Origin of the sequence: Paraburkholderia adhaesiva, from assembly GCF_021390575.1 — a bacterium.
Taxonomy (GTDB): Bacteria; Pseudomonadota; Gammaproteobacteria; order Burkholderiales; family Burkholderiaceae; genus Paraburkholderia; species Paraburkholderia adhaesiva.
The window spans coordinates 647,227-661,566 of record NZ_JAJEJQ010000003.1; the positions used below are offsets into that span (position 1 = coordinate 647,227).

The window sequence follows — 14,340 nt, forward strand, 5'->3', positions numbered from 1 at the left end:
GGCCTTTTGTGCCATGCCGCGCGGTCGCGCTCACACCCAATGCGGCTTCGGACAACTGGCGATGCGTGACTTCCCTTTGTCTTGTTACGCAAAAAAAGCCGGACGATACCACCTACCCGGAATTCAACAGACGCATTCTGGTTTCTTCGGCTAAGCAACTAATAAGGTGGTAATGCGAGCTACGCCACATATTCGCGCCGCCCGCTCGTGGTACAAAGATTCCCAGTCGCCGAGGTCACTGCGTACAAGGCATATACGGACGCGTGCGGTATCGCGGTGCTGAGGATGCACATTCGTCGCTTCTGCGGGTGGAAGACATCCCTCTCACTGCAGGAGATCGATTCATGAAGTCTGTATCCGTGGCAATGGCTACCTACAACGGTGGCCGATATCTGCTCGAGCAACTCCAGAGTCTCGCGTCACAAATTCGTCCGCCGGCGGAACTGGTCGTCACGGACGATGTCTCGACCGACGACACGTTAGCCATCCTTGCCGAATTCTCCGATACCGCACCATTCCCGGTGCGCGTTTACGTGAATCCGCAGAGGCTCGGCTATCGCGCCAACTTCATGCGCGCCGCCAGTTTGTGTAGTTCGGACATCATCGCGTTTTGCGACCAGGATGACGTATGGCAGCCCGATAAACTCCAGCGCTGCGTGGACGTGCTCGAACGCACAGACGCCTTGATGGTCTACCACAATGCGATTGTGACGGACAGCGCCCTGAACCCCATCGGTACCCTCGCAAGGTACGCGCTCGCCAAGTCCTACAACCCGCCGTTGAGTGTCGACCCCTTCCTGGGCTGCTATGGCTTTACCTTCGTCTTCGACCGCCAGCTCGTACAGTTTTCGTCCCTATGGGATCGTCCTATCGGTATAAGGGAGGACGGCAAAAATCCGAACCCTCATGACCAGTGGTACTTTTTCCTCGCCCATACCCTCGGCGCGCTCGCCTACGTTGACGCACCTCTAGCGAAGTACCGACGGCACGAGTCTACGACGACGTCATCCGAATCCGATTGGATCGGCGAGTCGCGTCTCTCACTGGCCCCGCATTTTCTGTTCGAGTGCCTGGGTCGCTGGGAACATCTTGCGCTGGTATTCGAGCGACGCGCGGCAATCCTGGATGAGATTGCGCAACAGCCCGCGATCCCCCAGGCGGCCAGCGCACGGGCCGGGGCAGAAAAATATCAGGCGATTGCGCGCCTTTACCGCGAACGCATCGCGCTATATCAGGGTGACAGGATTGTTCGTCGGTTCCGGCGGTTCATGGGCATTCTCACATCGGGTGGATACCGGTCCGGGGACGTATGGGCCAAGGGGCCCAAGAGCGGGATAAAAGATCTGCTTCTCGGCGTACTGGGCGTCAGTCGGATCGTGCCCGCCGCCGCGAAGAGCAAGCTGCGTGGATACTGAGTCGGCCCTGTAAAATTCGAAGCGCCTTGCGCAGCAAGGGTTTGACGCTGATAGTTGTTGATGGATTTGAGCACGCGCGAAACGTCCTTTAAGACGTTACTGCGCGCAGCTCAACGTGGGCCACGCGCAGGCGCTCCCACGCCCGCGCGAACCCGTTAGGCGTCAGTTAGCCATTCAGGCAACGACCTCTGCACCATTCGCGATGACCTTCGTCGTCGTCACCTGCCTCGTTTCGCCTCCCGATACGCGCAAAGGCTTCTGCCACATCATGTCGATGATGGCGACATCGGTATGTTTCATCGGCTGGGTCACCAGTCGGCACAGGTTATTGATTGTGTCCTCAACGTCCTCGCAGACGATTCCGTCACCCGATCCTGCACAAATGCGTTGTCGGGCGAGCAGAACGGACCGGAAGGCGCTGGTGGTGGCTGTCGAAACCTTCATTGCGCAGGTATTGGATGCGCCATCGCAAATGATCCCGCTGATATCGCCGACCATGTTCGACACCGCGCGTTCCAGTACCCCGAAATCCTTGGAGAACAGCCAGCTCATCCCGGCCGCCGCGCCCATGGCGGCCGTAGTCACGGCACACAGTGCCGAGAGGCGCGTATAGCGCGCATGAATGGAGATCGCCACCAGGTGTGAGAGCGCGAGTGCGCGCGCCAGCGCCTCGTCGTCAGCCTGGAGGTGCTCCGCGACGGTGACGACCGGCATCGTCGCGGCAATGCCCTGATTACCCGAACCAAAGTTCGTCATCGCGGGAAGCGTAGCGCCGCCCATGCGTGCATCCGACGCACTGGTCGTATTGATCACGATCCGGTTGAGCAGATCGTCCTGCATCAGACCCTGCGAGATGGCGTCTTGCAGCGTTCCGCCGACGTTGAGGCCGTAGTGCACGCGCCGTCCTTCAGCGGAAAGTGCGCTGTTGATTTTCGCCGCATCGAGCATGAACGCGATGTCTTTGAAGGCGACTGAATCCGCGAAATCAAAAGCGTCCCGCAGGGTAAAGTCGGGCAGCCGATTGTCATTGCTGCGCGAGGCGCGGGCAGGGCGATCGATCTCGACGTGATCGTTGACTCGCAGGTACGTGATATTGGTGTGCCCGCCACTCACAACAATCCTGCACTGATCGTTTCCGCCTTTCAGCGTGAGATCGACATGGAGGAATTCGGCTGTTTCCTTTTGCTCGATAGTGACGCGGCTTTCGTCCACCATCATGCGTGCGTTGGCAACGTGCTGAGGCTCGACGCTGCGGAAAACTTCGAGGCCCACAGTCGGATCTCCGCAGATCGCGCCCAGTGCTGCCGCCAGTTCCACGCCGCACGAATTAGTGCCGGGTATGGTGACACCCATCGCGTTCTTGTAAAGATTCCGGGACACATGGCCCGTAATCCCGGTAACGGGTTCACTCAGGTGCTGTGCCGCTGCAGCTGCGGCGAACGCGATGGCTACCGGTTCGGTACACCCCAGTGCCGGCGACACTTCCCTCTTTAACCACTGAATCAGTACTTGCGGATCCATTGCCATACTTTTGCTCGTGAAGCGAAAAAGTATATGCCGCGGCATGGAGATATTTCTTCCATATTTCACTTCATTAAAGTCGGGTTATGGAATTTTTTATCTGTCAAACGAGCGCCGGGTAGTCGGGTGACCGGTCAGGCAAGGTGCGAGGGTGTTCAATCCCGACGGTAACAGCAGCACCTGCCGCTATCCCTTGGCTCTCTGCGCAACCAGCGCAATCCGCTCCCGCACGACGCCAATTGCCTGCTTGAGGCCATACACGTCCTCAAAATATTTATACGGAATTCGTATCTGGCTCGCGTTAGCGTCGATGTTTTCGATCTCGTCGCGCCATTGCGCAATCTGCGAGCGGGTCGGGTTGCTGTTGCTCCACACTTCGTCTTCCAGTGCCTTGATCTCGCGATACCAGACCACGAGGCGCTTTTTCATCCGCGCTTCGAGCAGGCGCGGCAATGCCTGAATCAATCCGATCAGCAGCGCCGCGAAGGGCACGAGGATCAACAGGCGTCGTTCGATCAGACTCGCGAGCCAGAACGGCAGATTGCGGTACAGAAATGGCTGGCCGGATTTGAAGTAGCGAACGCTTTCGTCGGAGACGGGGAATTCTTGCGAATTCAGGTTCGGGAACGTGCCGAACGGTGTGAAGTAGTCTTCGCCAGTGTGAACGGAGCGGGCCGCATCGAGCAGCAGGTAGACGAGCGCGGGATGCATCGCGTCTTTCGATACGAGCAGCGCCGTTGCCGCCAGCAGCGTGACGTCGGTGCGCGGCAGATCTTCAGCGACATTCGTCGATGCGCGCGGCAAAACGATTTTCACAAGCGACGGGATTTTCTGGGTCAGCGCATCGGCCTGCGCGAAACTCATCAGTTTCAGATCGCTGTTCAGCAGTGTCTTCTGCATGTCGGCGTCGGGTCTGCCGATGAAGAAAGCGGCGTCGATCTTTCCGTTTTCGAGTTCCTGATAAGCCTTAGCGGCATCCAGTTGCAGCAGTGTGGCGTTCTGGCTCGTGATGCCGCTATGGCCGAGCAATTCCTGCGCGACGTTCAGCAGGCCACTGCCGGGCACGCCGATCGAAATCCTCTTGCCACGTAGTTGCGATAGCCTGTCGACCGTGGCGTCGCCGCGATAGAACACCCAGATTGGTTCGTACGACACGGCAGCAATCAACTGCAGATTGTCGGTCTCTTTTGGACGTGTGGTTCCAGACTGGATGAAGCCGACCTGGTAGACGCTCTTCGGGTCCCTCAGTCGCTCATAGTTTTCCACCGAGCCGGTAGAACTGTGAATAACGAGTTTGATGCCTGCGCGCTTCAGGATCGGCGCATAGCGATCCGCAAAACCGCGATAGATGCCGTTGTCCGCGCCGCTCGTGATGACGATGGTGCGCTGGAACGCGGGTTCGACCACGAGCCCCATCCCCCAGCCAGACGCGACGACCAGAACGATTACCCCAATGACCAGCAGGCGTCGTTTCGCCGGGGTCATGGGCCGTTTCTGGCTGCGTTGCAGCGCAGGATTACGTCTACGCATCGTTGTTCACGCCTCCAGGTTTTGCCGTGATCCGGTACGTTAGCGTACGATTAAGATACCAACGAATTAAATTCTCTGGCGGAGCAGGCCCTTGAACGAGCCAGGTCGCGGATCGAAGCCGGGCCTGCGAATCTAGACGGATAGCGTGTCATCGATCTGACGCCGCTCACGACGCCCGTACTCACCCCACAGAGCAATACAGCGGCCGAAAGCTTCATGAAGATAATGAAGGGTACTTGCGTCGCCTTCATGCCGACACGTGACGCAGCAACTGACGTTCGCAATCTGGCCATTGCATTAGCACACTACAACAAACGGCACTAACACCGTGCACCGAAAACATACCGCTCGCCGCGCGTTTTTCCGCGCACGGCCGAATCGTCAACCGCAGTGTGAGGTTGTGCCCGGAAGTACGGCGGAATATCCAGGGGCACAGCGCGAAGCGCGTAGATTCGGGTCAATGCTTTCCACAGTCGCGGTAATCAACAAGTAAGACTTTGGTCCGATTGCCCCGCCCGGCGAGGCGGCCATACGCTAAGGATCGGGCTGGTGTCTCGCGTACCGAGAACCGTCGCGGCGAGACACGTGGGTACGCGCGGGCGGGCGATGCCGCAAGCGCCCATTACCCCGACCGATCACGATTCGTTCTACCTGGCATTATGCCGAGGAGGCAGTGTGGGCAAGTCTATGAAACGCCACATCCGTGTACTGGTTGTCGCGGGACTGTTGCCTGCGAGCCTGGTGAGCGCTGGGCCGATCGTCTATCCGGCGAAGGGCCAGAGCGCTCAACAACAGCAGAAGGATGAGGGCTCGTGTTACGCATGGGCCAAGAGCAATACCGGAATCGATCCGACCCAGGTGTCGACAGCGCCTCCGCCTTCCGGTCCTGCTGTCGGCGGTGGTGAGCGGGTCGGCGGTGCTGCGCGTGGCGCGGCGGGTGGCGCGGTCATCGGCGCAATCGGGGGCGATGCAGGCAAGGGCGCGGCCGTCGGCGCGGTAGCCGGGACGATGGTCGGCGGCGCGCGTGCACGTCAGAATCGACGCAACCAGGAAGCGAACGCGCAAGCCCAGACGCAAGGCGCAATGGACACCTTCAATCGCGCCTACGCCGCATGCATGGAAGGGCGTGGCTACACGATCAAGTAAGCGCGCGCCATTGAGCCGTCGAGCGACGTAGACGAAGCGTCGTTTACTCCGCGCTTGTAGCGGAGGCGGGCGAGTTCGTGCCGTGCAGTTCGCCGACCGGCAGAAAGCACAAGCAAGCGGCAACAACCGGAGGCAACTAGGACCAAGGTCCGATAGAAGCTTTCGTTTGCATTTGACATCATGCAATCACCGTATGGGCGGCGTCACCAGCCGATCCGGTAACCGGCGCACACGTTGCGGGTGGCCTTTGAAGCCAATCGGAGGACGATAATGAAGCGAAGGACTTTTGTGCTTAGGGCTGCTGTGTTGCCCGCTGCGGTGAGCTGGGCCATTTCGGGTTGCAGCACGACAACGAGCAGTGGCGCGAGCGAACAAACTTCCGCATCGAAGCGCCAGGAGATCGACGCCGCCGTGGACGGCGTGATGTCGAGGTTGTACGCGACGGTGCCCGGTTCGCAGGAGCTGGTTTCCAAGGCGCGCGGCGTGCTGGTGTTCCCTTCCGTCGTCAAGGCTGCGTTCATTGTCGGCGGCGCGTATGGGCAAGGATCGTTGCGCGTTGGCGGTCAGACCGTCGGCTACTACAGTACGGCGGCGGCGTCATTCGGATTCCAGGCGGGCGCGCAGTCGACGGCGATCATTTTCCTGTTCATGACCGAGGATGCGCTCGCCAACTTCCGCAATTCGGCGGGCTGGTCGGTCGGCGGCGATGTGCAGGTTTCGCTCGTGAAAGTGGGCGCGAACGGCATGATCGACACGCGAACCGCGACGGCACCGGTGTCGGCGATCGTGATGACCAACACGGGGTTGATGGCGGACGCGTCGCTGTCGGGCACCAAGGTCACGAAGCTGGATCTGTAAAACGCCAGTGTGCTGTACTCGACGCAGTGGCGTGTATCGATCGAGGCATGCGTCGCCGCGTGTTGCGTGTAGCGGCGTATAGCGCTCCGGCGCGCGCCGCCCCTAGTTCAGACGGAGAGATCAATGCCGAAGCTAAAACTGCTCGCAGCCACGGTGATCGTAGGCATCGCGCAGCTTGCATGCGCACAGGCTCAGGCGCAAACGAACGCGGCTATAGCGAGAGCGCCGGGTAAAGTCGCCGCCTCGGGCGTCCACAAGGTGACGGCGGAGGTGCTGAGCGTCGATCCGGCAACGCGCACGGTCAGGCTCAAGCGTGAAGACGGCCAGACGTTTGAAATTCAGGTCGGCGACGAGGCCCGCAATTTCGATCAGATCCGGGTTGGCGACAAGGTCACAGCAACGTATCGCGAGTCCCTCACGATGAGCCTGAAGAAGGGCGGAGGTGAAGCGACTTCGCTCTCGGAGACGCCGTCGATGGAACGCGCGCCAAAGGGAGCGAAGCCCGGCGGGACGGTTGGGCGTGAGGTACGGGTCGTGGCGGACGTCGTGGCCGTCAACGAGAAGACGAAGACAGTCACGCTCAAGGGGCCCGAGGGCAACACGGTTGACCTGGTCGTCGATGATCCCGCGCAGTTGGCGAACATCAAGACGGGCGATCAGGTCGAGGCTGTGTACACGGAAGCGCTGGCCATCTCTGTCAAGGCAGCTCACACGAAGTAACCACGTGTGGGGCGCCTGCGTGCTTTGTTTGCGCATGCGCAGCAGCGTCCATACCTGTAGCCGCGGATCGCCAGGCGTTGATGGCTCGGGAACGACCAATGCCCGGACCGGCTTTTCGGCCTGGTGGATCAAATGAGCGCTTCGAGGCAATCTGTGGCGATCGTGGACGACGAAGAATCCGTTGGGCGTGCGATCCGCCGTTTATTGAAGTCCGCAGGCATCGATGCCGTTGCTTTCGCGAGCGGCGAGGCCTTTCTGAAGGCGTTGCATGCGACGCCTCCGTACGAGCCGGCGTGCGTGATCCTCGATTTCCAGATGCCGGGGTTGACCGGCCTCGACGTGCAACAGCGCCTTTCAGGCTCCGGTCTGCCGGTCATCATCATTACGGCTCACGACGAACCGCGCGTACGCGAGCAGGCCCGTGCAGGGGGCGCGCTGGCGTACCTGTGCAAGCCGTTCGACGAACTGGACCTCATCGACGCCGTACGCTCCGTGCTCGACGGGGACCCTGACGCTTGAGCCGGTATGCCGACATGAAATCGCCTCCCGCTCAACCGCCGCGCGCCGTTCTGCTGGAGAGGCGGGCGATCGTGCCTTGCCGGGTGCTGGAATTCGAGGCGCGGGTCGCGGATATCGACGCGGCCGATCGCGGAACCTGCGAGCGGCGCGATGCCGGGCCGTACGCCGGCCCGCCGGCACGGGAGCATTCCAGATGAATGATGCCGGTCTGCTTCTATGTCACGACTGCGATCTGCTGCAACGGCGCATGCCCTGTCCGCATGGCGGCGTGCTGCGCTGCTGGCGTTGCGGCGCCGAACTCGAACGCGATCATACCGATAGCGGGCGACGTTCGCTGGCACTGGCGTCGGGTGCGCTCGTGCTCTTCGTCATCTCCAACATCTATCCGATCGTGGGCCTTGCGGTCAACGGCAATATCGTCGAAGCGACGCTATGGGGCGCGGTCAAGGTACTGTACCGCGATGGCATGTGGCCGATCGCGGGCCTGGTGTTCATCACGACGATCGTGATGCCCGCGACCCAGATCGTGGCGTTGCTGTGGCTGCTCGTGCCGCTCGAGTTCAGGCGCAAGCCGTGGAGCGCGAACATCGTCTTTCGCCTGATGGGCATCGCGCGGTCGTGGGGAATGACCGAAGTGCTGATCCTCGGGCTGCTGGTCGCGCTCGTCAAGCTCGCCCACATCGCAACGGTCGTGACCGGCGTTGCGCTGTGGTCTTTTGGTGCGCTGATGGTCGTGCTCGTAGCCACCGGCGCGGCGCTTGACGTGCCCGCTCTCTGGCATCGCATCGCGCCCGTTTCTTCCTCGGCGGCGCCGCACGCTGGCCCGCACGCGGCACCACTTCGCGGGCTCACGGGTGCCGCGTGCGGCATCGCGTTGTGCCCTTGCTGCGAACTCCTCGTGCGTATGCCGTCGCAAGGATACGCGGTGGCGTGCCCGCGCTGCGAGACCCCGCTGCATCTGCGCAAGCCCGCGAGCCTGTCGCGCACGTGGGCGTTTCTCGTGGCGTCGGTGGTGCTTTACATCCCGGCGAACGTGTTGCCAGTGATGGACACGAGTTCGCTATTCGGGACGCAAAAAGACACCATCCTGAGCGGCGTGGTGTACCTGTGGGTGTCCGGTTCATGGCCGCTCGCCGTAGTGGTGTTCATCGCGAGTATTGCGGTGCCGATGTTGAAGATTCTCAGTCTTGCGTATCTGGCGTGGTCGGCACAGCGCGCCTCGACGTGGCTGCCCACCGAACGCGCGCGAATTTACCGGGGGGTCGAGCTGATTGGCCGCTGGTCGATGCTTGACATCTATGTCGTCACGATGCTGGTCGCGCTGGTGCAATTCAACGCGCTCGCGATGATCAAGGCGGGGCCCGCGGCAATCGCCTTCGGGGCTGTCGTGGTCCTGACGATGTTCGCCGCAAACGCGTTCGACCCGCGCCTCATCTGGGATCCTGTGGAGGTCGAGCATGCCTGATCCCGGCCCTGGCGACGCGTTGCCCGATCTGCCGCAAGCGAAGCCGGTCGCGGGTTCGCGCTGGCGCATGCAGATTGTATGGCTGGTGCCGATCGTCGCGCTGTTGATTGGCGGCTGGCTCGCCGTGAAGGCGATTCTCGAAGAGGGGCCGACCATCACGATCAGTTTTCGCACCGGCGAAGGGCTCGAGGCCGGCAAGACGAAGATCAAGTTCAAGGACGTCGACATCGGCATCGTGAAGTCGGTCACGCTGTCACCCGATCACAAGCGTGTGATCGCCACCGGAGAACTCGTGAAGGACGCGGCGAACATGCTCGTCGATAACACGCGCTTCTGGGTCGTGCGTCCACGCATCTCCGGCGGGACGGTGTCGGGCCTCGGCACGCTGCTTTCGGGCTCTTACGTCGGCATGGACGCGGGCAATTCGACAAAGGGTCGCCACGATTTTGTAGGCCTCGAAGTGCCGCCGGTGTTTCCGAGCGACATACCTGGCCGCGAATTCGTGCTCAAGAGCTCAAACATGGGGTCGCTCGACGTCGGTTCTCCGGTGTTCTTCCGTCGTCTTGAGGTCGGGCAGGTTTCCTCGTATGAGCTTGATCCGAACGGGCGGGGCGTGACGTTGCATGTGTTCGTGAACGCGCCATACGATCGCTTCGTGCGCAACGACACGCGCTTCTGGCATGCGAGCGGGCTGGACGTGTCGCTCAGCCCGGACGGCGTGCAGATCAATACGCAATCGTTCGTCTCGCTGCTTATCGGCGGAATAGCGTTCGAGACGCCGGAGATCGACCGCAATATGTCCGAGGTCGCCGATAACACGCCGTTCGACCTGTACGCCACGCGCGCGGAGGCGATGAAGGTGAATTACCACATCGTCGATACCTACATCGTGAACTTCTATGATTCGGTGCGCGGGCTGAGCGTCGGCGCGCCGGTCGATTTCCGCGGTGTCCAGGTCGGCGAGGTGACGCGCATCTTTACGCGCTTCGATCCGGTGAAGCGTCAGTTCAGCATTCCGGTCGAGATCAACCTGTATCCGGAGCGCTTCACCTCCCGCTTTCAGAACGACGGTGCGCAGGCGGGGGGACGCCTTTCGAACTCGCCGCATCAACTTGGCGACTTCCTGATCGCCAGCGGCTTCCGGTTCCAGTTGCGCTCGGGCAACCCGCTCACTGGGCAACTGTATATCGCTTTCGATATTTTCCCGGACGCGCCGAAGGCGACTATCGACTGGTCGAAATCGCCGCCGGAACTGCCGGCAGCCCCGCGCACGCTCCAGTCGCTGCAGGACTCGCTGACACGCCTTCTCGCGAAGCTCAACAGCATTCCGTTCCAGCAGATCGGCTCGCAGGCGCAACAAACGCTGCAGAGTACGAACAGCGTTATTTCGAAGTTCGGCACGGACGTGGTGCCTGAGGTGCAAGGTACGTTGTCGTCGGCGCGTTCGGCGCTCAATTCGGCGAATTCCGCCTTGCAGCCCGAGACGCAACTGCAACAAAACACAAGCGATGCCATGCGCGAACTGGCCCGCACTGCTGCATCGGTGCGCAACCTCACGGACTATCTGGAGCGGCATCCGGAGGCGGTGGTGCGCGGCAAGCCAGGAGAGGGACAATGACCCGCGCAACCGTGCTCGCCGCCTGCGTGATCGGGCTCGTCGCCATCGCAGGCTGTCGCTCGCCTGTGGCGACGTATTACGTGATGCATGGCGATGCGCAGCATGCCGATTCGCCCGTGCCCGCGACCATGAGCGTCGTTGTGAGTCCCGTTACCATACCCGACGTCGTCGACCGTCCGCAGATCGTCACGCGCACCGCCGACAACAGGATCGAGCTGAACGAGTTCGCGCGCTGGGCGGAGCCGCTGAAGGCGGACATTGCCCGCGTGATCGCCGCCGACCTTGCGCAGCGCCTCAACACAGCGCGCGTGTCGTTGTACGATCTGGGCGCAGGCGCTCCACCGGAGTGGCGTGTGCGAGTGGACATCATGAGTATCGACAGTGTGCCTGGAGACGCCGTGACGATCGACGCGCAATGGGCCGTGCGCCCACCGGACAGTGGCGCCACAGTGCTGGGGAAAACCGTGGCCCGCGAGCCGGTTGAAGGCAAGGACTACGCCGCGCTGGTGGCGGCTCATGAACGCGCGCTTGGCGTGATCAGCACGGACATCGCCGCGGCCATTCGCGCCGGTCAGACACATTGAAGAGGTGTGCAGGACCGGTTTTCGCGGAAATTGACGGTCCGCGAAGGGAAATACTGATCCGCTCATGCAGCAGCCCATTGCCAGGGCAACAAGTTCGGATCGGGTTCACTACCTGTTTTATTTCGGAAACCTGAACTATTCTGGAAATTAACCTCTACCTGGTCCAGTCACCCGCCCGGGTGTCTCCCGGCGCTATTCATTCCGCTCATGCAACCTGACAAGTCCGATCTCCCCGGCAGGCGTCCCGCAAACAGAATGCACGGTTGGTTGCGTTGGCTGCCAGGCCTCATCACACTGCGGGAGTACCGCCTCAGCTGGTTATCGAAAGATGTGGCCGCCGGGCTCGTCTTGACCACCATGCTGGTGCCAGTGGGCATCGCCTACGCCGAGGCGTCCGGCGTGCCAGGTGTCTACGGCCTCTACGCGACCATCATTCCGCTGCTGGCCTATGCCGTGTTCGGGCCCAGCCGGATTCTGGTCCTCGGACCGGACTCAGCCCTCGCTGCGCCGATTCTGGCCGTCGTCATTTCGACTGCCGGCAGCGATCCCGCGCGCGCGATCGCCGTTGCCAGCATGATGGCCATCGTTTCCGGCGCGTTCTGCATCCTCATGGGATTGCTGCGCCTCGGGTTCGTGACCGAATTGCTCTCGAAGCCCATTCGATATGGCTACATGAACGGCATTGCCATCGCCGTTCTGATCAGCCAGTTGCCCAAGCTGTTCGCCATTTCCATTGAAAAAGCGGGTCCGGCGAGGGACCTGCTGAACCTGGGCATGGCTATCGCCGATGGGAAAACCAACTGGTACAGCGTTGCGGTCGGCGCGGGAACCCTCGTGCTAATCCTGTTCCTCAAGCGCTTCGAAAAGGTACCGGGCATTCTGATTGCCGTTGTGTTCGCAACTCTGTGCGTCAGCGTGTTCCATCTCGACGGCTACGGTGTCAAAGTGCTCGGCAAGATTCCCCAGGGGCTGCCGTCCTTTGCCGTACCCTGGGCAAGCGATGCCGATCTGGTCAAGATCGTCCTCGGCGGATGCGCGGTCGCGTTGATATCGTTCGCGGACACCAGCGTGCTGTCGCGCACCTTCGCGGCCCGTTTCCATACGCGGGTCGATCCCAACCAGGAGATGGTGGGCCTCGGTGCGGCCAATCTGGCGGCAGGGTTCTTTCACGGGTTCCCGATCAGCAGCAGTTCCTCGCGAACGCCGGTCGCAGAAGCTGCGGGCGCGCAAACGCAAATGACGGGCGTCGTGGGCGCGCTGGCCGTCGCGGCACTGTTGCTCGTCGCACCGAATCTGATGCGATATCTGCCCAACAGCGCGCTCGCAGCCGTGGTCATCGCGGCCGCTATCGGTCTGTTCGAAATCACCGACCTCAAGCGGATTTATCGCATCCAGCAATGGGAGTTCTGGCTTTCGATGGTGTGCTTCGCCGGTGTCGCGGTCTTCGGTGCGATTCCCGGCATTGGCATCGCGGTGGTCATCGCCGTTATCGAATTCCTGTGGGATGGCTGGCGGCCTCATTACGCCATTCTCGGTCGTGTGGAAGATCTGCGCGGATATCACGACATCGAGCGCTATCCGCACGCTGCGAGGATTCCGGGGCTTCTGCTGTTTCGCTGGGACGCACCGCTGTTTTTCGCCAACGCTGAGTTATTTCAGGAGCGCCTGCTGGAAGCGGTCGACGAATCTCCCACGCCTGTACGCAGAATCGTGGTGGCCGCGGAACCCGTGACCAGTGTGGACGTCACGTCCGCCGACATGTTGCGTGAGCTTGTTCGAGTGCTGGAAGACCGCGGCATCGCGCTGCATTTCGCCGAGATGAAGGACCCCGTCCGCGACAAGCTCAAGCGTTTCGAACTGACGCCGCTGATCGGCGGCGAGCGGTTTCATCCGACCGTGGGCAGCGCGGTGGATGACTATCTCGGCAAAGTGGACAGCGATCCGCAAGCGGGCCAGGCTGGCGAGGCCCGCCCCTGACTTGAGGATCATGAAGCGAAGGCGGCGCTGTGCATGCCACTACTGTGCGTCTTGCACCTTCGTGTCTTGCACCTGCACCCAGCCAGGACCGGGATCGAATGACTTCATCGCCTGAGCTTTGGCTGCGCTATCGGGCCCGAGGTCGCGCTCATATACCTGGCCTGCGTGGCTCACGATGAAGCTCTTGATGCCGGTGTCGCCATATTGGACCGGCCACGCAACGACGGCGAAACCGCCGAACAACTTGTCGCGAACCAGGTAGTCGTATGCACCGCCCTGGGCGTGCGGCCCTTGCGAGGTCAGCAGCTTGTAGCGGTAGCCGTAGTAGCCTTTGGTCGGTTCGCTACGCTTGACTGCGTTGACGAACGCCTCACCGAGCGGGCTCGGGTCTTCGTTCTCTGCCGTCGGCCAGTAAAGTCCGTCGTGCTTGCCAGGTGTACTGGCGAGGCGGCGCGCGTAGACGTACATCGTGCTGCCGTCGTGGTAGGACGATGCGTACTCACGCTGCGCGTCGTAGACCGCGAGCATTGTCTGGATGACCGCGAGTTCGTTGCGGCCGATGCGCCGTACCCGCATTTCCTGGGCGCCTGCCGCCATGTCGAAATGCCAGCCTTCGGCGTTCTTGACGAGTGGAACAGGGAAGGTCCAGCCGTCGTTGCCAACTGTGATATGAGCGCCGTCCGCGCCCGCGGCCTGGATCCCATGCGATTCCTGCCACTTGGCCAGGAACACCTCTCTGAGTTGCGCGCCAACTGGCGGCAAAAGTTTCCGGAAGTCGCCGCCAAACAGTTTCTTCAGTTTCGCTTCATTGTTGCCGGCGACCGCCTCGCCGAACGCGTTCATTGCCGCTTCGGGCGAGGCGAACGAGGCCTGTGCCGTGGCGGCGAACGGCTGAGCGGGAGCGATTGTGAGCGCCACCGTCAACGCCGCCGTGATCGCAAGGCTGGTGGCAGGGCGAATCCGCGATAGTCCTTTCATGGAAGTTCT

At 61.6% G+C, this 14,340-nt stretch carries 13 protein-coding genes and 1 pseudogene; 11 read left to right on the plus strand and 3 right to left on the minus strand.

Features of this window, described 5'->3' with window-relative positions:
- Positions 1-344 precede the first annotated feature (344 nt).
- Entirely contained in the window at positions 345-1,415 is a 1,071-nt protein-coding gene (locus L0U80_RS26990; protein ID WP_233873283.1) for a glycosyltransferase, read from the plus strand.
- A 174-nt stretch (positions 1,416-1,589) separates the two neighbouring features.
- On the opposite strand, the gene L0U80_RS26995 is transcribed toward L0U80_RS26990, so the two are convergent.
- Both L0U80_RS26995 and L0U80_RS27000 read right to left on the minus strand, forming a co-directional pair.
- Positions 1,590-2,942, minus strand: coding sequence for an L-cysteine desulfidase family protein (locus L0U80_RS26995; protein WP_233873285.1), 1,353 nt, complete (start codon positions 2,940-2,942; stop codon positions 1,590-1,592).
- A 180-nt stretch (positions 2,943-3,122) separates the two neighbouring features.
- A complete protein-coding gene (locus L0U80_RS27000; RefSeq protein ID WP_233873288.1) occupies positions 3,123-4,421 on the minus strand; it encodes a TAXI family TRAP transporter solute-binding subunit in 1,299 nt (432 codons plus the stop codon).
- Positions 4,422-4,616: 195 nt separating this feature from the next.
- On the opposite strand from L0U80_RS27000, the pseudogene L0U80_RS27005 reads away from it, so the two are divergent.
- From L0U80_RS27005 to L0U80_RS27050, 10 genes and pseudogenes are all read left to right on the plus strand, one after another.
- A pseudogene (locus L0U80_RS27005) lies at positions 4,617-4,862 on the plus strand (IS3 family transposase); the annotation flags it as partial.
- A gap of 291 nt (positions 4,863-5,153) precedes the next feature.
- A complete protein-coding gene (locus L0U80_RS27010) occupies positions 5,154-5,612 on the plus strand; it encodes a glycine zipper domain-containing protein (RefSeq protein ID WP_233873290.1) in 459 nt (152 codons plus the stop codon).
- 270 nt (positions 5,613-5,882) lie between these two features.
- Positions 5,883-6,470: a BPSL1445 family SYLF domain-containing lipoprotein gene (locus tag L0U80_RS27015; RefSeq protein ID WP_233873293.1), complete on the plus strand. Its 588-nt coding sequence runs from the start codon at positions 5,883-5,885 to the stop codon at positions 6,468-6,470.
- 123 nt (positions 6,471-6,593) lie between these two features.
- Positions 6,594-7,190 carry a hypothetical protein gene (locus tag L0U80_RS27020; protein ID WP_233873296.1) on the plus strand — a complete coding sequence of 199 codons (597 nt, stop codon included), beginning with the start codon at positions 6,594-6,596 and terminating at the stop codon, positions 7,188-7,190.
- Between the two features lie 132 nt (positions 7,191-7,322).
- Positions 7,323-7,709: a response regulator transcription factor gene (locus L0U80_RS27025; protein WP_233873299.1), complete on the plus strand. Its 387-nt coding sequence runs from the start codon at positions 7,323-7,325 to the stop codon at positions 7,707-7,709.
- A gap of 14 nt (positions 7,710-7,723) precedes the next feature.
- Positions 7,724-7,906 (plus strand): hypothetical protein, encoded by a 183-nt coding sequence (locus L0U80_RS27030; RefSeq protein ID WP_233873302.1) that lies wholly within the window; start codon positions 7,724-7,726, stop codon positions 7,904-7,906.
- Entirely contained in the window at positions 7,903-9,174 is a 1,272-nt protein-coding gene (locus tag L0U80_RS27035) for a paraquat-inducible protein A (RefSeq protein WP_233873305.1), read from the plus strand. Before L0U80_RS27030 ends, L0U80_RS27035 begins: the two co-directional genes overlap by 4 nt.
- Entirely contained in the window at positions 9,167-10,792 is a 1,626-nt protein-coding gene (locus tag L0U80_RS27040) for a PqiB family protein (protein ID WP_233873309.1), read from the plus strand. Before L0U80_RS27035 ends, L0U80_RS27040 begins: the two co-directional genes overlap by 8 nt.
- Complete coding sequence (locus L0U80_RS27045; protein WP_233873311.1) at positions 10,789-11,376, plus strand: PqiC family protein; 588 nt, start codon at positions 10,789-10,791, stop codon at positions 11,374-11,376. The genes L0U80_RS27040 and L0U80_RS27045 overlap by 4 nt, the downstream gene beginning before the upstream one ends.
- A 207-nt stretch (positions 11,377-11,583) precedes the next feature.
- Complete coding sequence (locus L0U80_RS27050) at positions 11,584-13,353, plus strand: SulP family inorganic anion transporter (RefSeq protein ID WP_233873314.1); 1,770 nt, start codon at positions 11,584-11,586, stop codon at positions 13,351-13,353.
- Between the two features lie 39 nt (positions 13,354-13,392).
- Here L0U80_RS27050 and L0U80_RS27055 read toward each other — a convergent pair whose 3' ends face one another.
- Entirely contained in the window at positions 13,393-14,331 is a 939-nt protein-coding gene (locus tag L0U80_RS27055; RefSeq protein ID WP_233873317.1) for a DUF2950 domain-containing protein, read from the minus strand.
- Between the last annotated feature and the right edge of the window lie 9 nt (positions 14,332-14,340).

Excerpts from the sequence above, each read along its gene's own strand:
- L0U80_RS26990 (WP_233873283.1), top strand. The coding sequence starts at position 345 with ATGAAGTCTGTATCCGTGGCAATGGCTACCTACAACGGTGGCCGATAT.
- L0U80_RS26995 (WP_233873285.1), bottom strand. The coding sequence starts at position 2,942 with ATGGCAATGGATCCGCAAGTACTGATTCAGTGGTTAAAGAGGGAAGTG.
- L0U80_RS27000 (WP_233873288.1), bottom strand. The coding sequence starts at position 4,421 with ATGACCCCGGCGAAACGACGCCTGCTGGTCATTGGGGTAATCGTTCTG.
- L0U80_RS27010 (WP_233873290.1), top strand. The coding sequence starts at position 5,154 with ATGAAACGCCACATCCGTGTACTGGTTGTCGCGGGACTGTTGCCTGCG.
- L0U80_RS27015 (WP_233873293.1), top strand. The coding sequence starts at position 5,883 with ATGAAGCGAAGGACTTTTGTGCTTAGGGCTGCTGTGTTGCCCGCTGCG.
- L0U80_RS27020 (WP_233873296.1), top strand. The coding sequence starts at position 6,594 with ATGCCGAAGCTAAAACTGCTCGCAGCCACGGTGATCGTAGGCATCGCG.
- L0U80_RS27025 (WP_233873299.1), top strand. The coding sequence starts at position 7,323 with ATGAGCGCTTCGAGGCAATCTGTGGCGATCGTGGACGACGAAGAATCC.
- L0U80_RS27030 (WP_233873302.1), top strand. The coding sequence starts at position 7,724 with ATGAAATCGCCTCCCGCTCAACCGCCGCGCGCCGTTCTGCTGGAGAGG.
- L0U80_RS27035 (WP_233873305.1), top strand. The coding sequence starts at position 7,903 with ATGAATGATGCCGGTCTGCTTCTATGTCACGACTGCGATCTGCTGCAA.
- L0U80_RS27040 (WP_233873309.1), top strand. The coding sequence starts at position 9,167 with ATGCCTGATCCCGGCCCTGGCGACGCGTTGCCCGATCTGCCGCAAGCG.
- L0U80_RS27045 (WP_233873311.1), top strand. The coding sequence starts at position 10,789 with ATGACCCGCGCAACCGTGCTCGCCGCCTGCGTGATCGGGCTCGTCGCC.
- L0U80_RS27050 (WP_233873314.1), top strand. The coding sequence starts at position 11,584 with ATGCAACCTGACAAGTCCGATCTCCCCGGCAGGCGTCCCGCAAACAGA.
- L0U80_RS27055 (WP_233873317.1), bottom strand. The coding sequence starts at position 14,331 with ATGAAAGGACTATCGCGGATTCGCCCTGCCACCAGCCTTGCGATCACG.